Annotated in this window: 24 protein-coding genes; 3 read left to right on the top strand and 21 right to left on the bottom strand. The window is 43.6% G+C overall.

The window, feature by feature from the left end; all coding sequences use genetic code 11:
* Window positions 1–972: 972 nt before the first annotated feature.
* From rplQ to DS891_RS15570, 18 genes are all read right to left on the bottom strand, one after another.
* Complete coding sequence (gene rplQ, locus DS891_RS15655) at window positions 973–1,371, bottom strand: 50S ribosomal protein L17 (RefSeq protein ID WP_010606804.1); 399 nt, start codon at window positions 1,369–1,371, stop codon at window positions 973–975.
* A 39-nt stretch (window positions 1,372–1,410) separates the two neighbouring features.
* Window positions 1,411–2,397: a DNA-directed RNA polymerase subunit alpha gene (rpoA, locus tag DS891_RS15650; protein ID WP_010378288.1), complete on the bottom strand. Its 987-nt coding sequence runs from the start codon at window positions 2,395–2,397 to the stop codon at window positions 1,411–1,413.
* Window positions 2,398–2,421: 24 nt separating this feature from the next.
* Window positions 2,422–3,042 (bottom strand): 30S ribosomal protein S4, encoded by a 621-nt coding sequence (rpsD, locus tag DS891_RS15645; RefSeq protein WP_017218390.1) that lies wholly within the window; start codon window positions 3,040–3,042, stop codon window positions 2,422–2,424.
* Window positions 3,043–3,063: 21 nt separating this feature from the next.
* Complete coding sequence (gene rpsK, locus DS891_RS15640) at window positions 3,064–3,450, bottom strand: 30S ribosomal protein S11 (protein ID WP_010378285.1); 387 nt, start codon at window positions 3,448–3,450, stop codon at window positions 3,064–3,066.
* Window positions 3,451–3,463: 13 nt separating this feature from the next.
* Window positions 3,464–3,820 carry a 30S ribosomal protein S13 gene (gene rpsM, locus DS891_RS15635; RefSeq protein ID WP_010378282.1) on the bottom strand — a complete coding sequence of 119 codons (357 nt, stop codon included), beginning with the start codon at window positions 3,818–3,820 and terminating at the stop codon, window positions 3,464–3,466.
* 131 nt (window positions 3,821–3,951) lie between these two features.
* Window positions 3,952–4,065 carry a 50S ribosomal protein L36 gene (gene rpmJ / locus DS891_RS15630; RefSeq protein ID WP_002959476.1) on the bottom strand — a complete coding sequence of 38 codons (114 nt, stop codon included), beginning with the start codon at window positions 4,063–4,065 and terminating at the stop codon, window positions 3,952–3,954.
* 22 nt (window positions 4,066–4,087) lie between these two features.
* Complete coding sequence (gene secY / locus DS891_RS15625) at window positions 4,088–5,416, bottom strand: preprotein translocase subunit SecY (protein ID WP_010606805.1); 1,329 nt, start codon at window positions 5,414–5,416, stop codon at window positions 4,088–4,090.
* An 11-nt stretch (window positions 5,417–5,427) separates the two neighbouring features.
* Window positions 5,428–5,862, bottom strand: coding sequence for a 50S ribosomal protein L15 (gene rplO, locus DS891_RS15620; RefSeq protein ID WP_010378278.1), 435 nt, complete (start codon window positions 5,860–5,862; stop codon window positions 5,428–5,430).
* 4 nt (window positions 5,863–5,866) lie between these two features.
* Window positions 5,867–6,046 carry a 50S ribosomal protein L30 gene (rpmD, locus tag DS891_RS15615; protein WP_010378276.1) on the bottom strand — a complete coding sequence of 60 codons (180 nt, stop codon included), beginning with the start codon at window positions 6,044–6,046 and terminating at the stop codon, window positions 5,867–5,869.
* A 6-nt stretch (window positions 6,047–6,052) separates the two neighbouring features.
* Window positions 6,053–6,559 carry a 30S ribosomal protein S5 gene (gene rpsE, locus DS891_RS15610; protein ID WP_010606806.1) on the bottom strand — a complete coding sequence of 169 codons (507 nt, stop codon included), beginning with the start codon at window positions 6,557–6,559 and terminating at the stop codon, window positions 6,053–6,055.
* A 9-nt stretch (window positions 6,560–6,568) separates the two neighbouring features.
* On the bottom strand, window positions 6,569–6,919 hold the full coding sequence (gene rplR, locus DS891_RS15605; protein ID WP_010378271.1) for a 50S ribosomal protein L18: 351 nt from the start codon (window positions 6,917–6,919) through the stop codon (window positions 6,569–6,571).
* A gap of 9 nt (window positions 6,920–6,928) precedes the next feature.
* Window positions 6,929–7,459: a 50S ribosomal protein L6 gene (gene rplF, locus DS891_RS15600; RefSeq protein ID WP_010378268.1), complete on the bottom strand. Its 531-nt coding sequence runs from the start codon at window positions 7,457–7,459 to the stop codon at window positions 6,929–6,931.
* A 13-nt stretch (window positions 7,460–7,472) separates the two neighbouring features.
* A complete protein-coding gene (rpsH, locus tag DS891_RS15595) occupies window positions 7,473–7,865 on the bottom strand; it encodes a 30S ribosomal protein S8 (RefSeq protein ID WP_010378266.1) in 393 nt (130 codons plus the stop codon).
* A 20-nt stretch (window positions 7,866–7,885) separates the two neighbouring features.
* On the bottom strand, window positions 7,886–8,191 hold the full coding sequence (gene rpsN, locus DS891_RS15590) for a 30S ribosomal protein S14 (RefSeq protein ID WP_010378264.1): 306 nt from the start codon (window positions 8,189–8,191) through the stop codon (window positions 7,886–7,888).
* Window positions 8,192–8,201: 10 nt separating this feature from the next.
* Window positions 8,202–8,741 carry a 50S ribosomal protein L5 gene (gene rplE, locus DS891_RS15585; protein WP_010378262.1) on the bottom strand — a complete coding sequence of 180 codons (540 nt, stop codon included), beginning with the start codon at window positions 8,739–8,741 and terminating at the stop codon, window positions 8,202–8,204.
* Window positions 8,742–8,756: 15 nt separating this feature from the next.
* Complete coding sequence (gene rplX / locus DS891_RS15580; RefSeq protein WP_010378260.1) at window positions 8,757–9,071, bottom strand: 50S ribosomal protein L24; 315 nt, start codon at window positions 9,069–9,071, stop codon at window positions 8,757–8,759.
* A gap of 10 nt (window positions 9,072–9,081) precedes the next feature.
* Window positions 9,082–9,450, bottom strand: coding sequence for a 50S ribosomal protein L14 (rplN, locus tag DS891_RS15575; RefSeq protein WP_010378257.1), 369 nt, complete (start codon window positions 9,448–9,450; stop codon window positions 9,082–9,084).
* Window positions 9,451–9,863: 413 nt separating this feature from the next.
* Entirely contained in the window at window positions 9,864–10,703 is an 840-nt protein-coding gene (locus DS891_RS15570; RefSeq protein WP_174170289.1) for a polysaccharide deacetylase family protein, read from the bottom strand.
* Window positions 10,704–10,870: 167 nt separating this feature from the next.
* Between DS891_RS15570 and DS891_RS15565 the strand changes: the two genes are divergently transcribed.
* Complete coding sequence (locus tag DS891_RS15565) at window positions 10,871–13,423, top strand: serine/threonine-protein kinase (RefSeq protein ID WP_174170288.1); 2,553 nt, start codon at window positions 10,871–10,873, stop codon at window positions 13,421–13,423.
* Here DS891_RS15565 and DS891_RS15560 read toward each other — a convergent pair.
* The gene (locus DS891_RS15560; RefSeq protein ID WP_174170287.1) at window positions 13,420–13,884 is read right to left on the bottom strand and encodes a hypothetical protein; all 465 of its coding nucleotides are present in this window, start codon (window positions 13,882–13,884) and stop codon (window positions 13,420–13,422) included. The two genes, DS891_RS15565 and DS891_RS15560, sit on opposite strands and share 4 nt — an antisense overlap.
* Window positions 13,885–14,123: 239 nt before the next feature.
* Window positions 14,124–16,067: an AsmA family protein gene (locus DS891_RS15555; RefSeq protein WP_174170286.1), complete on the bottom strand. Its 1,944-nt coding sequence runs from the start codon at window positions 16,065–16,067 to the stop codon at window positions 14,124–14,126.
* 199 nt (window positions 16,068–16,266) lie between these two features.
* On the opposite strand from DS891_RS15555, the gene DS891_RS15550 reads away from it, so the two are divergent.
* Window positions 16,267–17,433, top strand: coding sequence for a hypothetical protein (locus DS891_RS15550; RefSeq protein WP_045987791.1), 1,167 nt, complete (start codon window positions 16,267–16,269; stop codon window positions 17,431–17,433).
* A gap of 269 nt (window positions 17,434–17,702) precedes the next feature.
* Complete coding sequence (locus tag DS891_RS15545) at window positions 17,703–18,374, top strand: TorF family putative porin (protein ID WP_010378243.1); 672 nt, start codon at window positions 17,703–17,705, stop codon at window positions 18,372–18,374.
* A gap of 90 nt (window positions 18,375–18,464) precedes the next feature.
* Here DS891_RS15545 and DS891_RS15540 read toward each other — a convergent pair whose 3' ends face one another.
* Window positions 18,465–19,565, bottom strand: a complete 1,101-nt coding sequence (locus tag DS891_RS15540) for a hypothetical protein (protein WP_174170285.1) — start codon at window positions 19,563–19,565, stop codon at window positions 18,465–18,467.
* Between the last annotated feature and the right edge of the window lie 271 nt (window positions 19,566–19,836).

The raw sequence follows: 19,836 nt of genomic DNA, 5'->3' as shown, positions 1-19,836 counted from the left end.
AAAAGTTTTTTGAAGCCTAAGCTTCGTGCTCATTGAATTCTGATTGTTTGTTTCTACTTTTCAAAAAAGTAAAATCAAAACGAATTGACTATATAGTCACTCAGTTACAATTGAGACTCTAAATTTGTTTGCGTCATCTAGCGAACTAGAATCTGCTGTTAGAACTCAATCTGTACGAGTGCCCACACAGATGATTGCTTCATATTTTTAAAGAACGTTTCGAAACATTTCGTTGTTTCGAGGGATGTGCATTCTAAGCATTCCCAACTTTTTGTCAACACTTAATTTTGAATTTCTTGAGAAGAAGTTTCGAACTTAAGTTTTATTTGACGCTAACTCGTTGCTGCTTTGCTTTTCAGCGTAGCGCCCCGTGTCAGTGGGGTCGCATTATAGGGCGATCCGATTTTAGTGCAACCCTTTTTTTAAAGAAAATTGCAAAAAATAGATCGCTCGAGCAAAAAAAAGCCGAAACGTTCATTTTTAACACGTTAATAAGGCATATTAGGCTTTCTAAAGGCGACTTTTCTAGTTTAATTAACACAATTTTCGAATCTACAAATATGTAAGAGAGGTGTGTCTACTATAGATAGCACTTTTTAGTATGGACTTGGTGAACACTATCTATAAAACAAACCGGCCTAAACTGAATCTATTCAGTTTAGGCTGAGGGAATTGAGATAACTCCTAAAAACTACTGTTGTAGAAGATGAATAGCTGTAAGCCCTCTTTTATTTTATCAACTGGACCAAGTTCAATTTTTATGTTGATTAGAGCAGAATACATTGTCGGTAATGTATGAGTTAGCAGTTGCAGGTTCTTCAATTGCTAACTTTATAAATGAAGCTAATAAGAATAGTGACCAAAAGATATGAGAGAGCGTTTAGTTATTATAAACAGGCGCAAAAGTCTTAAGGGATATAAAAAGAAAAAGCCGAGCTATGCTCGGCTTTTTTGTGTCTTTAAAAAGACTAATTACTCTGCAGACTGCGCGTCTTCTTGAACTTCTTCTGTCGCTGGGCGATCTAGTAGTTCAATATAAGCCATTGGCGCATTGTCACCTGTACGGAAGCCACACTTAAGAATACGAGTGTAACCACCTGGACGATCCGCGAAACGTGGACCGATCTCAGAGAACAATTTACCAACTACTTCTTTATCACGCGTGCGAGCAAACGCTAAACGACGGTTTGCTACGCTGTCAGTCTTAGCCAGTGTGATTAAAGGTTCAATTACACGGCGCAGCTCTTTTGCTTTAGGCAAAGTAGTTTTGATGATTTCGTGCTTCACCAAAGAACCAGCCATGTTGCTAAACATCGCTTTGCGATGGCTGCTGTTACGGTTTAATTGACGACCACTCTTACGATGGCGCATGACCCTATCCTTCTAACTAAACTAATATAGTAACTTAGATTACTCAGCTAGACTTGCAGGTGGCCAGTTTTCTAGGCGCATACCTAGAGATAGACCACGTGAAGCTAGCACGTCTTTAATTTCAGTTAGAGACTTCTTACCAAGGTTTGGTGTTTTCAGAAGCTCAACTTCAGTACGCTGTACTAAGTCACCGATATATTGAATTTGCTCGGCTTTCAGACAGTTTGCAGAACGTACAGTTAGTTCTAAGTCATCAACTGGACGAAGTAGAATCGGATCGAACTCCGGTTTCTCTTCTTTCTCTTCTGGCTCAGAAACATCACGTAGGTCTACGAATGCATCTAACTGCTCAGCAAGGATAGTTGACGCACGGCGGATCGCTTCTTCAGGATCTAAAGTGCCGTTCGTTTCCATATCGATGATTAGTTTATCTAAGTCTGTACGCTGCTCAACACGAGCTGACTCAACCGAGTACGCAATACGCTCAACCGGGCTGAATGATGCATCTAGCAACAAACGGCCGATTGGACGCTCATCGTCATCAGAGGATAAACGACTAGACGCCGGTACATAACCGCGACCACGCTCAACACGAATGCGCATGCTGATTTCGCTATTGTCAGCAGTTAAGTGACAAATGACATGCTCAGGGTTGGCGATAGTCACATCTCCGTCGTGCTGGATATCAGCCGCAGTCACAGGGCCTACACCAGACTTAGTCAGGGTAAGGAAAACTTCATCTTTACCTTCTAGAGATACCGCTAGACCTTTAAGGTTTAACAGAATTTCAATGATGTCTTCTTGTACGCCTTCTTTCGCGCTGTACTCGTGCAATACGCCGTCAATTTCAACTTCTGTCACAGCACAACCAGGCATAGATGAAAGAAGTATACGACGTAGAGCATTACCTAGTGTGTGGCCAAAACCACGCTCTAGAGGCTCTAAAACTACTTTAGAACGCGTTGAGCTTACAGCGTCGATATCGACTAATCTTGGTTTTAGGAATTCGGTTACAGAACCCTGCATTTTATCCTCTCTTAACTCTTAACTTTACTTCGAGTAAAGTTCGACGATTAGTTGTTCGTTAATGTCCGCAGACAGATCAGAACGCTCTGGTAGACGCTTGAAAGTGCCTTCCATTTTCTTACCGTCAACTTCAATCCAAGTTGGCTTTTCACGTTGCTCAGCCAACTCTAGAGCAGCGATGATACGCGCTTGCTTTTTAGACTTCTCGCGAATTACTACTACATCTTCAGGAGTAACTACGAAAGAAGGGATATTAACAACACGACCATTAACCATAATCGCTTTGTGGCTTACTAGCTGACGTGCTTCAGCACGTGTGCTTGCAAAACCCATGCGATATACAACATTGTCTAGACGTTGCTCTAGAAGCTGTAACAAGTTTTCACCTGTGTTACCTTTAAGGCGAGCAGCTTCTTTGTAGTAGTTACGGAATTGCTTTTCTAGTACACCGTAGATACGACGAACTTTTTGCTTTTCACGTAGCTGTAAACCGTAATCAGATAGACGACCTTTACGTGCGCCGTGCTGACCAGGTGCTGTTTCTAGTTTACACTTAGAGTCAATTGCTCTTACGCCGCTTTTAAGGAACAGGTCAGTACCTTCACGACGACTCAGCTTGAGCTTAGGGCCCAAATATCTTGCCATGTTCTTTCTCCTAACCTATTGTTATACGCGACGTTTCTTCGGTGGACGACAACCATTGTGTGGAATTGGCGTCACGTCAGTGATGTTAGTGATACGGTAACCAGCAGCATTCAATGCACGAACAGCAGACTCACGGCCTGGACCTGGACCTTTGATGAATACTTCTAGGTTCTTAAGACCGTACTCTTGTGCAGCAACACCTGCACGCTCCGCAGCGACCTGTGCAGCGAATGGAGTAGACTTACGAGAACCACGGAAACCTGAACCACCTGCAGTCGCCCAAGAAAGAGCATTACCTTGACGGTCAGTGATGGTCACAATCGTGTTGTTGAAAGATGCATGAACGTGAGCCATGCCGTCAACAACCTGCTTTTTGACCTTTTTACGACGAATTGGTGCTTTTGCCATAACTTACCCCACCTTATTTCTTGATAGGCTTGCGAGGACCCTTACGAGTACGCGCGTTAGTCTTAGTACGCTGACCACGTAGTGGTAGCGAACGACGGTGACGTAAGCCACGGAAACAACCAAGGTCCATAAGACGCTTGATGTTTAGTGTAACTTCACGACGAAGATCACCTTCAACAGTGTACTTGCCAACTTCTTCACGAAGGATGTCAAGTGTTTCGTCATTTAACTCGCCGATTTTAGTAGTTTCAGCGATACCTGTCGCAGCTAAGATCGCCTTAGCGCGAGTTTTACCTACACCATAGATGCTTGTTAAACCGATAACAGCATGCTTATGATCAGGAACGTTAATGCCTGCGATACGGGCCACTAACATATCTCCTATAAATAAACTTGATTATCATCTTGCTGGAAAGCCCGTATAGGATACCCAACCGACATTCAAGTTTTACCAAAGAAACAGGCTAAGTAAAGTTACTCAGCCTGCACGACTTAATTTGCTTAGCCTTGCCTTTGCTTGTGCTTTGGCTCACTGCAGATCACACGTACAACACCTGCACGCTTGATTACTTTGCAGTTACGGCAAATTTTCTTAACGGAAGCACGTACTTTCATTACTCAACTCCGTAAACTGACCTTAACGGCCGTAGCCTTTAAGGTTCGCTTTTTTCAGCACAGAATCATATTGATGTGACATCATATGAGTCTGTACTTGTGCCATAAAGTCCATGATGACAACAACGATAATCAGAATCGATGTACCGCCGAAGTAGAATGGCGTTTGCCATGCCATAGTCATAAACTCGGGCACCAGACAGATAAAGGTTATATACAAAGCACCTGCCAATGTCAGGCGTGTCATCACTTTATCAATGTATTTAGATGTCTGCTCACCTGGACGAATGCCTGGAATAAAAGCGCCAGATTTTTTCAGGTTATCTGCTGTCTCACGCGGGTTAAACACCAACGCAGTGTAGAAGAAGCAGAAGAAGATAATAGCCGCAGCTAATACCATCGCATACAGTGGTTGACCTGGAGTCAATACTGCTGAGATAGCTTGTAGCACATCAGCGACCGGACCTTCACCTTGGCCAAACCAGCTTGCTATTGTACCAGGGAACAAAATGATACTGCTAGCAAAGATTGGTGGAATAACACCCGCCATGTTAACTTTTAGTGGTAAGTGCGTGCTTTGAGCAGCAAATACCTGACGACCTTGTTGACGCTTCGCATAGTTTACAACGATACGACGTTGACCACGTTCGAAGAACACAACTAGGTAAGTTACGGCGAATACGATTACCGCAATCAATAACAATGCTAAAATATGCAGATCACCTTGGCGCGCCATTTCTGCTGTCGAACCAATTGCAGACGGCAGGTTAGCTACAATACCAACAAATATTAGAACTGAGATACCGTTACCGATACCACGCTCAGTGATTTGTTCGCCCAACCACATAAGGAACATAGTTCCCGTGACTAAGCTCACTACAGCTGTGAAATAAAAGCCGAAGCCTGGATTCACAACTAGGCCTTCCATCATGTTAGGTAGACCAGTAGCGATACCTATCGATTGGAATGTAGCAAGCACAAGCGTACCATAACGCGTATACTGGCTGATTTTCTTACGCCCTTGCTCACCTTCTTTCTTAAGCTCTATCATCGCAGGATGTATGTGCGTTAATAGCTGCATAATAATCGAAGCCGAGATGTACGGCATAATACCTAGCGCCAATACCGATGCACGCTCAAGCGCACCACCGCTGAACATGTTGAACATCTCAACAATGGTGCCCTTTTGTTGCTCGAAGAATTCGGCAAGTACAGCGGCGTCAATCCCAGGGATTGGCACAAAAGAGCCCAGACGGTAAATAATGATAGCACCCAATACGAATAGTAATCGGCGCTTCAGTTCCGCAAGCCCACTTTGTGCACTTTGCATATCTTGACCTGGTTTAGCCATAGCGTACTTCCTTAGTCTTCTACCTTGCCTCCGGCAGCTTCGATAGCTTCGCGTGCACCTTTAGACACTTTCATGCCTTTAACAGTAACAGCGCGTGAAACTTCGCCAGATTTTACAACTTTTACGAACTGGATGTTCTTTTTAACGATACCAGCTGCCTGTAACGCGTTTAGATCTACCACATCGCCTTCAACTTTAGCGATTTCGAATAGATTCACTTCTTTAGACACAAGAGACTTGCGTGAAGTGAAACCAAACTTAGGTAGACGACGTTGCATAGGCATTTGACCGCCTTCGAAACCAACGCGTACTTTACCGCCAGAGCGTGACTTTTGACCTTTGTGACCACGGCCACCAGTCTTACCAAGACCAGAACCGATACCACGGCCAAGACGCTTACCAGCTGTTTTTGAACCTGCAGCAGGTGAAAGTGTATTCAAGTTCATCGAATTACCCCTCAACCTTAACCATGTAAGAAACTTGGTTGATCATACCGCGAACTGCTGGCGTATCTTCTAGCTCAACAGTGTGGTTGATACGACGTAAACCAAGGCCACGTAATGTAGCTTTATGCTTCGGTAAACGACCGATTGAGCTACGTACTTGAGTTACTTTTACTGTGTTTGCCATGGTGTCTTACCCCAAGATTTCGTCAACGCTAAGACCACGCTTCGCAGCAATACCTTCTGGAGAATTCATATTCTCTAGCGCTGCGATAGTTGCGCGAACGATGTTGATCGGGTTAGTTGAACCGTATGCTTTAGATAGTACGTTCTGTACGCCAGTTACTTCTAGTACTGCACGCATCGCACCACCTGCAATGATACCTGTACCTTCAGATGCAGGCTGCATGTAAACTTTAGAACCCGCGTGGCGACCCTTGATTGGGTGCTGTAGCGTGTTACCTTTAAGTTCAACAGTGATCATGTTACGACGTGCTTTTTCCATTGCTTTTTGAATAGCAGCAGGAACTTCACGTGCTTTACCATAACCAAAACCTACTTTACCAGCGCCATCACCAACTACTGTTAGTGCAGTGAAACTAAAGATACGACCACCTTTAACCACTTTAGACACACGGTTTACCGCGATTAGCTTTTCAGCCAATTCAGGCTGTTGTGCTTTTGCTTCTACGTTAGCCATTGTCTACTCCTAGAATTGCAGACCGGCTTCGCGCGCAGCATCAGCTAGCGCCTTCACACGGCCGTGATATTTAAAGCCACTGCGATCAAAAGCGATTTTTTCAACGCCTTTGTCAGCTACGCGCTCAGCGATTGCTTTACCAACTGCTTGAGCCGCTTCGATGTTGCCTGTGCCTTTAACTGTTTCAACAATTGCTTTTTCAACAGTAGAAGCAGCAGCCAGTACATTACCCTCAGCATTGATTACTTGAGCGTAAATGTGACGTGGCGTGCGGTGGATAACAAGACGTGTTGTGCCTTGTTCGATAATATTTCTACGAGTGCGCTTAGCACGACGTAGACGAGCTGTTTTCTTATCCATCGTCTTACCTTACTTCTTCTTAGCCTCTTTACGACGCACGTGCTCATCAGCGTAACGTACACCTTTACCTTTATAAGGCTCTGGTTCACGGTATGAGCGGATGTTAGCAGCTGTTTGACCAACTAACTGCTTGTCTGCGCCTTTAACAACAATTTCAGTCTGGCTTGGAGCTTCGATAGTGATACCTGTTGGGATCTCGAAGTTCACTGGGTGAGAAAAGCCAAGGGTTAAATCTAATGAATTACCCTTAACTGCCGCACGGTAACCAACACCTACTAGCTGTAGTTTCTTCTCATAACCATCGTTAACACCAACAATCATGTTGTTGATTAGCGCACGTGCAGTACCAGCTTGAGCCCAAGCATTAGCAACTTCACGAGGAGCTGTAGTGATAACGTTGTCGTTTAGTGAAACTTCAACCGCATCGTTGATTGTGCGAGTTAATTCACCGTTCTTGCCTTTAACTTTGATGTCCTGGCCGTTAATTGTAACTTCAACACCGGCAGGAACATTGATTGGAGCCTTCGCTATACGAGACATAGTTCCCCTCCGATTAAGCTACAAAGCCAATGATTTCACCACCAACGCCAGCGGTACGCGCAGCGCGGTCTGTCATCAGGCCTTTAGAAGTTGATACGATAGCGATACCTAGACCACCCATTACCTTAGGTAATTCGTCACGTCTCTTATAGATACGTAGACCAGGGCGGCTAACACGCTGGATGTTTTCGATTACAGCTTTGCCTTCGAAGTACTTAAGTTCGATAGTCAATTCTGCTTTTACGTCACCAGATACTGCGAAGTCAGTGATATAACCTTCGTCTTTAAGTACCTTAGCTACAGCTACTTTCAGCTTTGAAGTTGGCATTGAAACAGATACCTTCTTCGCAGACTGACCGTTACGGATACGTGTGAACAAATCCGCAATTGGATCTTGCAAGCTCATGTCTTACTCCCGTGATTCTATTACCAACTAGCCTTTTTAAGGCCAGGAATTTCACCGCGCATCGCTGCTTCGCGAACTTTAATACGGCTTAAGCCGAACTTGCGAAGGTAACCATGAGGGCGGCCCGTGATGTTACAACGATTACGTTGACGTGAAGGGCTAGAATCGCGTGGTAAAGACTGTAGCTTTAACACTGCATCCCAACGCTCATCATCAGATGCATTAACATCGCTGATGATAGCTTTTAACGCAGCACGCTTTTCAGCATACTGAGTAACTAATTTAGCACGTTTTACGTCACGTGCTTTCATTGAATTCTTTGCCATAACCCTACCCTTACTTTTTGAATGGGAAGTTGAACGCTTCTAACAACGCACGGCCTTCGTCATCTGTTTTCGCAGAAGTAGTGATTGTGATATCCATACCGCGAACGCGGTCTACTTTATCATAATCGATTTCTGGGAAGATGATTTGTTCACGTACGCCCATAGAGTAGTTACCGCGACCGTCAAAAGACTTTGCGCTAACACCGCGGAAGTCACGAATACGTGGCATCGCGATAGAGACTAAACGCTCTAGGAAATCCCACATACGCTCGCCGCGTAGGGTTACTTTACAGCCAATTGGGTAACCTTCACGGATCTTAAAGCCAGCAACTGATTTGCGTGCTTTCGTCACTAGAGGCTTCTGACCAGAGATTGATTCTAGGTCTGCTACTGCGTTTTCTAGAATTTTCTTGTCAGCTAGGGCTTCGCCCACACCCATGTTAAGTGTGATCTTTTCGATCTGAGGGACTTGCATGACAGAGCTGTAACCGAACTTCTCTTGAAGCTCTTTTACCACTTTGTCTTTGTACACTTCATGCAGTTTCGCCATCGTCTACTCCAACTATTAAATAGTTTTACCGGTAGACTTGAAGAAACGGACTTTTTTACCGTCTTCAAATCTAAAACCTACACGATCCGCTTTGCCAGTTTCGGCATTGAAAATCGCTACGTTTGATACGTCGACTGACGCTTCTTTCTCAACAACACCGCCAGCTTGCTGTAGTTGTGGTACAGGCTTCTGGTGTTTCTTGATGATGTTAACGCCTTCAACAAATACTCGGCCAGTTTCAGTAACAACTGAAAGCACTTTACCGCGCTTACCTTTGTCTTTACCGGCTAGTACGATTACTTCGTCATCACGACGGATTTTTGCTGCCATGATCGACTCCTTATAGTACTTCTGGTGCTAGTGAAACGATCTTCATGAACTTTTCAGTACGAAGTTCACGAGTCACAGGGCCGAAGATACGAGTACCAATAGGCTGTAAGTTATCATTTAAGATAACAGCCGCATTGCTATCGAAACGGATTAAAGAGCCGTCTGGACGACGTACGCCTTTTTTAGTACGCACTACTACTGCGTTTTTAACATCACCTTTCTTCACTTTGCCGCGAGGAATCGCTTCTTTAACAGAAACTTTAATGATGTCGCCAACCGCTGCGTAGCGACGGTGCGAACCACCAAGGACTTTTATACACTGCACTTTGCGAGCGCCGCTGTTATCAGCAACGTCCAGCTGAGTTTGCATTTGGATCATCTTAATGACCTCCGGTGTAGTTACAACTCGCCTAGATTTCGTTCAAAATCAAGGCATTTAGGTTAAATTCCACTCAAAAAACTGTGATTATGTCTTTCAAGGGCGGGCAATTGTATCAGCAATGTCGCATCAAAGATAGTTCAATTTTTAATTAATTTAACGCGTTAACATGACGTACCGATTACAGTTTGAGGATATGGCGGCAAGCAATCGAGAATTCAACCACTTGCGCAAATATTAAACAAAGTTTACAGCGGAAATTTTATTTCGATTATTGTTTAGACATATCGCTTAGTAGGCTGTGAACAAGAGTTTCTCATCCTTTTCTCACAAACAAGCTCAAGCTTTGAGCAAACAGCTATATGGAGCGACGAGAGAATTTTAGAAATCGTCAAGTCGAGATAAATCTCGACCTACGGCTCTCTTTTACTTTTTATGTAATCACCCACATTGCTTACGGTGTCTAACCAATAACCGTTTTTAGGGTCCTGTAAGTAAGGAATAAGCTGGTCTAACATTTTGGTATCGACGGTGTACATGCCTTTTTCGCCCACCTCATGTCCAGCAAGAATTATCCAACTGTTATTTGCCCTAAGGTGCTCCAGTAACCCTTTTAGCTCTTCAAAACTAACACCGTCCATTCTCACTCCAGTGAGCTGCGCAAAGTCAGTATAAGTTGGGTGGTTAGCGGTTTCATCTAACCACGTGCGGCCACTGTCAAAATGCTTCGCAATCATCGGCACATAACTTTTTACTTCAGCGCCGCGACCAACAAAGGTATTACCACAAGGATATGCAAAGCTTCTGGGGGTTACGCCTAAATGCTTTTCAATATATTTTGTGGTGCTTACTACATCGCGTTCTATGTAGGCCAAATCAACCTGTTCGAGTCCTTTGTCCTTTTCCCTCAGCCAAGCAAAGTTGCCCGTACATAAGTGTTCACTGGTGTGATTACCTATTTCATGCCCCTGCTTCACAGCGGCTTGCCACAATGCGAGCTTTTCCTTCACCTGTGGTGGCATAACATAAAATGTGCCTTTCACCTTGTGGCGATTGAGTAGCGGCACTCCCACATCAACTTGACTTGGTCTTGCATCATCAAACGTAAGGCTTATTGCGTTACGAGCGTTATTGGGGTAACTAAAGGTTTGTTTGTTATCTGCCGCTATACTAGACGTATTCACGAGCAGAGCGCTTGCCATTATGGCGGCCAAACTGAAGTGAGAAACTAAATTAGAAGATAACTTTGCCATTTGCTTGTCCTTATTGTTGTTTATCCTTATAACCTACATGCGGCTGTGAGTATGACAAAGTGTTAAATTTTCAACTTGTTATTTGCGACTAAGCCCAACGCAAATGGTACTAATTTAGTATTTTTAGCGATACACTAACCCCAATAATAAAAGAGAAAGACAGCGCTGTGTTGAAGTTAGAAGAATACTATCAGGACGTGATCTTGCTCGCCGAAGGCGGAATGAGCAAAGTGTACCTTGCTACCGACAAAAAATTAGGCCGCCGAGTGGCGGTAAAGGTGATGTCACTAACTCAGCACACGCAATCAGATGCACTCAACGAAGCCCGCCTGTTAGCGCGTTTTAACCATCCAAATATAGTACAAATTTATGATGTCTTTGAAAGCGATGGCCAAATGGCTTTGGAAATGGAATATGTGCAAGGTGCAACTTTACAGCACTACACAAAAACACACGTATTAACTACCGAGCAAAAAGTCGAGCTACTAAGCCATGTCGCCGATGGCCTAGCCTCAGCTCATGGCCAGAACATTCTTCATTTAGACTTAAAACCTGGCAATATACTGGTTAATGAACAGAGCATAGCCAAAATTGCCGACTTTGGTATTTCACAATTAGAAGACAACCAAGCCTCTCGCCCACATACCAGTTACGGTAGTCTCACAGCAATGTCACCAGAGCAACTTCGTGATGAAACGCTAGACAGTCGCAGTGACTTATTCTCATTTGGGCTAATAGCTTATCAATTGTTAGCAGGACATCATCCTTATTTCGAACAAGCTGAAGATGGCAGTGACAAGTCTATTGCTGAACAGATCAAGTTTCAGCCATTAAAAGCCAGTGCTAAACGTATTTTAGATATTCCCCCTGCACTGGCACAGCTCATTGATCGCTTATTGCAATATGACAAAAGCGCTCGTCCAAGCAGCGCGAATGAAGTCAGTCAGCAGCTAAAGCAAATTTTACACGCCTTTAGCTACGATAACAGCGAAGCGACAGTGTCACTTGAACAAATAGAGCTACGAGATAGAGCCAGAGAGAAAGCCAAAGCACGTAAAAAGCAATTAGGTATTGCAGCACTTTTCACCTTTTTAGTGTGCTTAGCCGTTGGTGGGTACTGGTATTGGCAGGAAACCAAACCCAAGATCTATATTGCAGCGCTACCGATAAAATTCACTAACTCTTTTCAACTACTTGAAGCGCATCAACAAAACATCGAGTTAGCAATTAACGACGCACTTAAACAACATTTTTTAAGTAATAATGATTACGTCTTCATTTCAGACAGTGAAGTAGAGCAAACACAAAAGTTTATTGGTGTTGAAGCACCATTAAAGGCATTGGGGCGAGCGTTAAATAGTAATGAGCTCATTACGATAAAACTAGACTGTAATATTCAAAGCTGTGACATCGTTATCGACTTAGTTGATGCGTCTAATGGAGCCTTAATTAGTAGTGCGCGAACGATGACATCGAGTGAAAACTACAGTCGTGTTTTTGCTATTACAGCCTCGGCCCTCACTTCATTAACCGGAGGCTCAACTGATTTAGCCACTAGCAATAAAACATTACTGAATAACTACGCCACACTGCATGATGCTAGTTTAGTAAAAGATGCGGACCGCGCTACGATATTAAAAGAGTTAACAACGCTGATTGATACTGCGCCGGACTTCCTGCCGCTGTATTCACTTTACTCTGAACTCGCGACTCAGTTGTATGAAGATAGTTCAAATGATCAAATACTTCTAAACTGGGAACAAGTATTACAGCAAGCCCCCAAGAGATTAAAAGCAAGTACAATTATTCAAGGTTCCTATCTCGATTTTTATGCGTTTGCAAAAGACAAAATCCGTGCCAAAGGAACCTTTTTAGCAATTCAGAATTCAGCCAAGGACGAGTATCAAAAGCATGCACTTATCAGCATCTACTATCATTTAATAAACGATTACGCTTCGGCACTTCATCACACTGAGCTTGCCTATGAACTTAGACCGACCTTAAAAGTCATCCGCAATGCAGCTCTGTTCAACATGAAGCTTGGCCAGTATGGAGAGGCCTTGCCGTACTTACGAGCAGCCAGCCATTACGGCCCTGATAACCTGAAAACACTGAAGGCCATTGCCGATATCTCTCTTCTACTTGGTAAGCTCCATGACGCAGAAAAATCTTATCAGGCTCTAGTTAAGCGCTCATATACAAGTACGGCTACCTTTAATAATTATGCCATTGTATTGATGCTATTAGGTGATTTAGAACGGGCACTAGAGTTTGCTGAACGAGCCTCTCAGTTGGCGCCCAGCAATGTAGAAATCTTACTTAACTACGCAGACATTTACTCACTAATGGGTGAGAAGGCGAAAGCCAGTGAAGTGTATCTGCAAATTTTAGCCAGTGATCCAGCAAGCCAAGTTGAAGTCGTGCGCATCCAAGCTTTAGCACACCTAGGTAAGCACCAAGAGGCATTAATAGCAATTGATGAATATTTGGCTGAGTATCCCGATTCAGCTGAAGCTTTTTACGTAAAATCGTTAATTCAAACCCTGATAGAAGAAAAGTATTCCGCGATGGCTTCACTGAAAAAAAGCATTGATTTAGGCTGGAGCCCGTCTTTTTATCGCCTGTCATGGTTCAGGACACTATGTCACTCGCCATCACTTGAATTAAGAATTGGCACAGAACATTTTACCTATCTGTGCCAAATGCAAATTACGAATTAACCTGGACCATCTGGGTTGTCAATTATCACCCTTGGATCTTGAGAGAAATAACGCACAGCACCATTTGCGGAATTGTATTGAGCAACAAGTCTGAACTCAATATTCGAGTTGTTATTCTCTACGAGTGTAACAACCCTCGCATCAGGGTCAGCTGAAAGCGCTTTGATATCATCTTCACTTAGCGTATTCGCAACATTCAATGCTTCAATCTTTACCTCAACCGTTAACTCATCTTTTAATGTGCTTGTAAGGTTATAATTGAAATTGTCTTGCGCTTCGGTAAAAAAAGTACCGTTTTCAGCAAAGCTCCAGCCGGTTTCATCAGTAACGAGCTTATAAGTTAGAACAGCGCTTTCACCCTGAGCTAATTTAAGTTCAACTGGTTTATCGTCATTTGAAAATATCCAGTTACCCTCAGCTTTTGGCGTCACCGTGTATTCGAGTAAAATAGGTGTACTCATTCTTTTATCCTTCGTTTGTTTATAGAGCTATTCGCATCTATCTAAGCACATGAATAGCAGTAATTCTATTACAGCTGGTTACAGTTTATAGGCATAAGTCATCATAAGCTCACTATAACTGCATATAGATAATTAACTCGCGATAAATATAGAACAAGGGCTACCATCGGCAAGCCCTTGTTTAGCTGAAATTGATTTAAAACAAACAGATGAGCTGTTTATTGAAGCGTCATAAAGATCTATCCACCAAACAAACCTTTAAGTTTGTCTTTTACCTTATCCTTAACCTTGTCTTTGGCTTTGTCTTTTGCCGCTTCTTTTAGGTCTAAGCTAGTTTCAACTTTGTGGAATGGACCTTTGATCCGCACCGGAATTTTAAAACCGGTACTGTCATCGCTGCTGGCTTGCCCTTCAATGGTATCAACAATTCCAGTCACCACACGATAATCAACTAAAGTTTGTGGTAAATCAACGGTGCCCTTGCCTGTCACTCGTAGTAACGGGCTTGCCAACGAGAAGTCATCGTTTTGACCTACGCCTTTGGTAAAGACAAAGGTGCCAGTCATGGCTGAGAAGTCGGTTTTTTGATCTGGGTCGAAATTAGCATTGAGTCCTTGCGATACCGAAGAGAAATCGCCTTTGAGCATCTCTTTGCCCTTACGGATCATCTCAGCAAGGTTTGCGCCTTTTACGCCACCATCTTTGAACTCAAAACCTAATTTACCACCAAGGGCATTCACAAATTGCTTTTGACTGACACCTTGTGTGTTTAACGCCCAATTAAGACTACCTTTACCCAATACTTTGTCAAAGCCAATGGCATCAGTCAGTAGTGGCTCGGCATTAATTGCCGTTAACGCAAAGTCAGTACTGATGGCATAAGGTTTTGCTGCTGCATTTACAACGACCTTACCTTTACCCTGACCTTCATAGGCTTGGAATTTATCTAGGCTCAGTGTTGCCTTACCTGAGTTAAGTACTAGACTGATTTGGTTTTCGCCAAGCTTAATTTCTCTCGCACGTAGCCCTGTAGAGGTGATCTTCACATTCGCATTGAGGCTATTAAGTGCTGACAAATCAATTGCAGTGTCATCCCACACGATAGGCTGTGCTGGTGCGCCTTCTGGCTCAGTTTGCGTTTGTGGCTTTTCCACAGGTTCTGGTAAATACGGGTTAAGATCTAACATGCCAAGGTCAACACTCGCGGTAATATCAGGCTTACCTGAGAGGGTGACTTTACTTTGACCTTTTATTACCAATTCGTCCAAGGTTGCCTCTAAGGTATTGAGAGTAAAGACTTGCCCTTGCATCGTCATTTTGGCGTTTAGGCCAAAGTCGTTGAACGCATTTTCTTTGGCTTTTAGATCAACGCCCTGCCACTTAGCTAGCGCTTTTACCGAGTCGCCAGACAAGGCTAATTGACCGCGAATGGTTTTACCTTGCTCTGCAATTTCACCTTTATAGTCAAGGTTGAACAGCGCTGATTTTACTTGTTGTTCAACATTAAAGGTTTCACCTTCGATCGCCTTTGCTGGATTATCGAGTGTAGTAACTAGGTTAAAAGTTTGACCTTGAAAAGTCAGCTTGCCGTCGACTTCTAGTGGTTGGTACAGTGACGATAACATCACGCTAATGTCTAAATCAGTTACCTGATATTCAGCGCCTGTCACACCGTCAAGATAAGTCACCGAGCCACCATAAATCGCCACTTCGCCAAGGCTAACATCTAAGCCTTCTGGTAACTGCATATTACCTTTTGAGCTGGTTTGCGCCGTTGTCGTGTTTTCTGCACTGGTGGGTAGCAACTGCCAGTTAGCATTACCTTGTTTGTCGGTTTCTAGAATAATTTTAGGATTATTGATCACAAAGCGCTCAAGCTTAGCTTCACCAGACAACGCACTTAACCACGGAATATGCACGGCAAGTTGCTCCATAGCGAACATATCTGGGCGACTGCCCGTTGCCATGTTGGCAAATCGCACTTGGTTTAACTCAATGTGCAACGTTGGGAAAATACCGATGTCAGAGTCGCCATCGATCGACAGTTTTCTACCTGTCACTGACTCAACCTGTGACGTGACTTGGTCAATAATTGCCTGTTTAGGGATTAAAAACGGGGCTGCGATAACAAGAATAATAATAAGCGCGACAATGGCGCCTACGATTTTAACTAGCCGGTTCATTGCTTTTCCTTCGTAAGGCTTGGTTCTCTTTATGATAACGGCTGTAGTCGAATATACCATGAATAAAGGCAAATAATTTGTACTGAGCGATTGCAACCTTTTGACTAATCGGTATGATCCTCGCCCTTGCCAGTTTTTAGCGTCATTAGCTATATTTTACTGGTTGGTTTATTAATCAAACTTGGAGTATCTAACCCGCATGAAGAAACTGCTCATATCACCGTCAAACATGGCCTTGGGCGAACAAGAAAGTCAGATTTATCAAAATATCCTCAAACAGGCCACGGAGATCAGCCTTAATCTGATGGCGGTTAAGGTGGAAAATCACCCTGAAGATTTTCTTGGTTGGTGTTATGAACTGCTTGATGTGGCGAAAAATCGTATCAATTTTGATTTACTGGATGACCATCAATTACCCACAGTGAAAAAGCTACAAGATCTGCTCATCGCAGCGATTAGCTTTTTACAACTCAAAACGTTACGCATTGCGCCTTGGCCTATGGTGGCTGCATTTATTGCCAGTCACAAAGAAGTGATTGCACTAGATGAGCAATTAAAACTGATTGAATACCTTAAACCAATGCGCAGCACTCCACTTAAAGACATGATCAAAGAAGATCGCCTCGCCTTTAGCGGTAAGCATGCTGCAAATTTAGATACCAGCGTGTATCAGTTTGACGTAGAGTGGTTTGCCTCCACCAAAAGTGCAAAAGGCTTTCACCAGTTATTAGACGACCTTCCGGGTGCTTTTGATGAAGCGCTAGCCGCAATCCCGGCAGAAGGTGACGTGACGCTCGAACATTATCAGTCATTTATGGTCGGGTATTTAAGTGCCTTTGCTGGCAGCGAGGAAAAGCCAACGCTTGCACCAGCTACTCGCCTATTAGCAATGCGTCGCCCTGATGTGTTCACTCCAATAACCTCGAGCAAGCTTGACGCTTTGTGCCAAGCGCTTGGTGTTGCTAAACTTAACAATCGCGATTTTGAGCGTTACTGGACCGATGTCGTCAGCACCATTAAAGCAATGCCATGGTATACGATGGCCGCTCCTGTGGATGAGTTTGAAACGCAACTTGCTGAAATTAAAGCGCTGCTACCATGCCTGTTTTATTACGCGGATAAAGACACCGCCACTAACTCCAATTACTTTAAGCTACTGCATAAACCTCAGCGCAGCGGCACCAGTGGTGGCAAAAAAACAGTACGCCGCGGTAAAGAGTCAGCAGAAGTGTTAGTCGACCGCGCACTCGCGGATGAGTCTATTCCAGAGCATATTCGCACCAAACGTGACTCAATAGTCGCTGAAGTGGAAAAAGGCCGCAGTGTTGATGAAACCATCAGCCTAATGCGCACCATCTTTGGATAACTAACCTAAACTTCAATAACGGCTAGCGCAATCCATAGCTTGCATTAATACTGTGCAAGCTATGGTACTTTGCACCAGCCATGTGCAACATTTATGCAAATCACTCTGTCCTACTTTCGAAACTCAGAAATTAAATTCTAATATTTTTAATAACATAGAATAAATTCTCCGCCATTTCCTGACATTGGCCTCCCCCTTGCACTCACTCTTTGCAGAAAATGCAATGACAACAACCGAATAATAACTCTGCGTTCAATGGGGAAAACAGAATGAAAAACAAACCTTTACTTATGCTACTCGGCGGCCTGACTGCGTGCTTTTGTGTCTCTGCTCAGGCGGAAGTGACCGCGAATATTGCGGCAAGCTCAAATTATTACTGGCGTGGTATCACCCAGACTGATGACGGCGCAGCGGTGTCTGGCGGCTTGGATTATAGCAATGAGTCTGGGTTTTATGCGGGCACTTGGGTCTCTAACATCGACTTTGGCGACTCCGCCAGTTACGAAATGGATCTGTACGCGGGTTACGCTGGCGAAATCAAGGGCATGAGTTTTGATTTCGGTTATATCCACTACGCCTATCCCGATGCCAGTGGAGATATTGATTTTGGCGAGATTTACGCCGCGCTTGGCTGGCAATACTTTACGTTTAAACTCAGCCACTTAGCTACAGCGCAAAGCGACTCAACCACAGAAGAAGACATGCTATATGCCGAAGTGTCGGCCAGCTTCCCCATTTTTAAAGACAGTGAATTAACTCTACATATTGGTCGCTCCAGCGGAGATACAGTGCTTGAGTGGACAGGAGAAGACGACGCTTATATGGATTACGGGGTGAGTTTATCTACGCAAGGCTTTACCTTCGGATTAGTAAAAACCGACCTAGACAGTAGCGACGATATCAAAGCATACGTAAGTTATGGATTAGATTTTAATCTGTGATGACCAAAGGTGAACGGCCCTGTGACAGCCGCATCACCTTATTTTTTACTTGCTGCAACACGTAGGGCCGAAAGGCCCTTTTTTAATTCTTCAACATTCTGAGTTTGGAACATTAAAAACGTACTGTAATTCATTGCGAGAATTGTAAAAGTGAATTGTGCAACCCGTTACCTTACTGCTGTCTCCAGACCCTGGCGGAATTCCACCTGGATTACCAAACCGAGTCGCCGAACCATCCTTAAGTTTAAACTGACCGAACTGACTTAATTTTTCTAGCTGGTATAAAACACACTCATTAGTAATTTCTTGCGGCCCATGAAGTGCTTGCAATAGCGTTGTAATTCTTTTCCCCCCAGCAACTCGCGAATGAGCTTTATTCAACTTCATACCCAACAAAGGTACATTTTCAGCATCCCAACCGATATGATCTATGCTCAACGCTAGCACATCACGAAATGAGCTAGACTCTTCATTTTCATAAAACGTCTTAGCATAAACTAGCGGTTGCTCATGTTCAGATATACTGACTGACACACTCGCTCCAAAATGAGATAGACTCACGGAACCTCCAGTGAAACGCGCGCCTTGATAAATCCTCTTATTAACATCAATACCGTCACCCATCCCAACTGTAATCTCAGCCAACGCAAGCTCCTCCAGTGCCATCATTTTTGCAGGGTCGAGCAAAGTTGCTAGCGCGGAATTTGATGGGCACGATTGTTCTGGCTGCTGAGCCTGACTACGCACGTTTGACAAACCATAACGACTCACATTCTGACTTGAGGTAGTTGCTAGTATGTGCTTCATCTCTTCATAAAAACTGGCCGCCTCTGCAAAGACCTTTTTTTGTACTTCCGTTAACGAAAAGGCAGTCACTTTGACATCATAGGGTAAAAAATCTTCATGCGTAACCCAAAAACCGTAAGTCGTTCCACTTGCAGGGTGTACAAGAAAAACCTGTTTTTTTGCAGAAGTACACTGCATGTTTTCAGGGGTCATAGGCGCGCTAGGTTTTAATGGATAGCAGCTTTTTTGTGGTGCATAAGTTTTAGCCATCTTCTGAGCTTTACTTTCGGATGTACATAAGCTGCAAAACTGGCCTCGATAATCAGACGCACTCGAATTCGCAAATACAGGTCTGGTGGCCAATATGCACATCAAGAATAGCACCGCTGAGATTATACATTTCATTTATTTAACTCCTTTTTAGAAATGAAAGTACAAAATAATCAAAAGAAGAGACAATATACAAGTAGTTTGAGATAAGTATTAAAGTTCAAAAGTAGTGCTCTCAGCTACTGCCAAGCTATTTATGTTTACTAGGAAAAACTTCGCTATTTATTTGTTCTAATTGATAAATTTTTTAACAAACTACGATACCTGGGGTTTGAATGCAACTGATATTATAACTGGCTCAAATTTATTGCCGTGGTTTGCCCCAAATAACTTCAGGGCAAACTAA

This window comes from Pseudoalteromonas sp. JC28 (assembly GCF_013319255.1).
Lineage (GTDB): Bacteria > Pseudomonadota > Gammaproteobacteria > Enterobacterales > Alteromonadaceae > Pseudoalteromonas.
The sequence above is the reverse complement of the archived record's forward strand: the minus strand, read 5'-3'. Positions and strand labels throughout refer to the sequence as shown.

Bases quoted from the DNA above. Each gene is read 5' to 3' on its own strand.
- rplR (WP_010378271.1), bottom strand. From the start codon at position 6,919: ATGGATAAGAAAACAGCTCGTCTACGTCGTGCTAAGCGCACTCGTAGA.
- rplN (WP_010378257.1), bottom strand. From the start codon at position 9,450: ATGATCCAAATGCAAACTCAGCTGGACGTTGCTGATAACAGCGGCGCT.
- rpsH (WP_010378266.1), bottom strand. From the start codon at position 7,865: ATGAGCTTGCAAGATCCAATTGCGGATTTGTTCACACGTATCCGTAAC.
- rpsK (WP_010378285.1), bottom strand. From the start codon at position 3,450: ATGGCAAAAGCACCAATTCGTCGTAAAAAGGTCAAAAAGCAGGTTGTT.
- DS891_RS15570 (WP_174170289.1), bottom strand. From the start codon at position 10,703: ATGGCAAAGTTATCTTCTAATTTAGTTTCTCACTTCAGTTTGGCCGCC.
- rplE (WP_010378262.1), bottom strand. From the start codon at position 8,741: ATGGCGAAACTGCATGAAGTGTACAAAGACAAAGTGGTAAAAGAGCTT.
- rpsD (WP_017218390.1), bottom strand. From the start codon at position 3,042: ATGGCAAGATATTTGGGCCCTAAGCTCAAGCTGAGTCGTCGTGAAGGT.
- DS891_RS15545 (WP_010378243.1), top strand. From the start codon at position 17,703: ATGAAAAACAAACCTTTACTTATGCTACTCGGCGGCCTGACTGCGTGC.
- rplF (WP_010378268.1), bottom strand. From the start codon at position 7,459: ATGTCTCGTATAGCGAAGGCTCCAATCAATGTTCCTGCCGGTGTTGAA.
- rpsN (WP_010378264.1), bottom strand. From the start codon at position 8,191: ATGGCAAAGAATTCAATGAAAGCACGTGACGTAAAACGTGCTAAATTA.
- rpsE (WP_010606806.1), bottom strand. From the start codon at position 6,559: ATGGCTAACGTAGAAGCAAAAGCACAACAGCCTGAATTGGCTGAAAAG.
- rplX (WP_010378260.1), bottom strand. From the start codon at position 9,071: ATGGCAGCAAAAATCCGTCGTGATGACGAAGTAATCGTACTAGCCGGT.
- DS891_RS15550 (WP_045987791.1), top strand. From the start codon at position 16,267: ATGAAGAAACTGCTCATATCACCGTCAAACATGGCCTTGGGCGAACAA.
- DS891_RS15540 (WP_174170285.1), bottom strand. From the start codon at position 19,565: ATGAAATGTATAATCTCAGCGGTGCTATTCTTGATGTGCATATTGGCC.
- rpoA (WP_010378288.1), bottom strand. From the start codon at position 2,397: ATGCAGGGTTCTGTAACCGAATTCCTAAAACCAAGATTAGTCGATATC.
- rplQ (WP_010606804.1), bottom strand. From the start codon at position 1,371: ATGCGCCATCGTAAGAGTGGTCGTCAATTAAACCGTAACAGCAGCCAT.
- rpmJ (WP_002959476.1), bottom strand. From the start codon at position 4,065: ATGAAAGTACGTGCTTCCGTTAAGAAAATTTGCCGTAACTGCAAAGTA.
- secY (WP_010606805.1), bottom strand. From the start codon at position 5,416: ATGGCTAAACCAGGTCAAGATATGCAAAGTGCACAAAGTGGGCTTGCG.
- rpmD (WP_010378276.1), bottom strand. From the start codon at position 6,046: ATGGCAAACACAGTAAAAGTAACTCAAGTACGTAGCTCAATCGGTCGT.
- rplO (WP_010378278.1), bottom strand. From the start codon at position 5,862: ATGAACTTGAATACACTTTCACCTGCTGCAGGTTCAAAAACAGCTGGT.
- DS891_RS15555 (WP_174170286.1), bottom strand. From the start codon at position 16,067: ATGAACCGGCTAGTTAAAATCGTAGGCGCCATTGTCGCGCTTATTATT.
- DS891_RS15560 (WP_174170287.1), bottom strand. From the start codon at position 13,884: ATGAGTACACCTATTTTACTCGAATACACGGTGACGCCAAAAGCTGAG.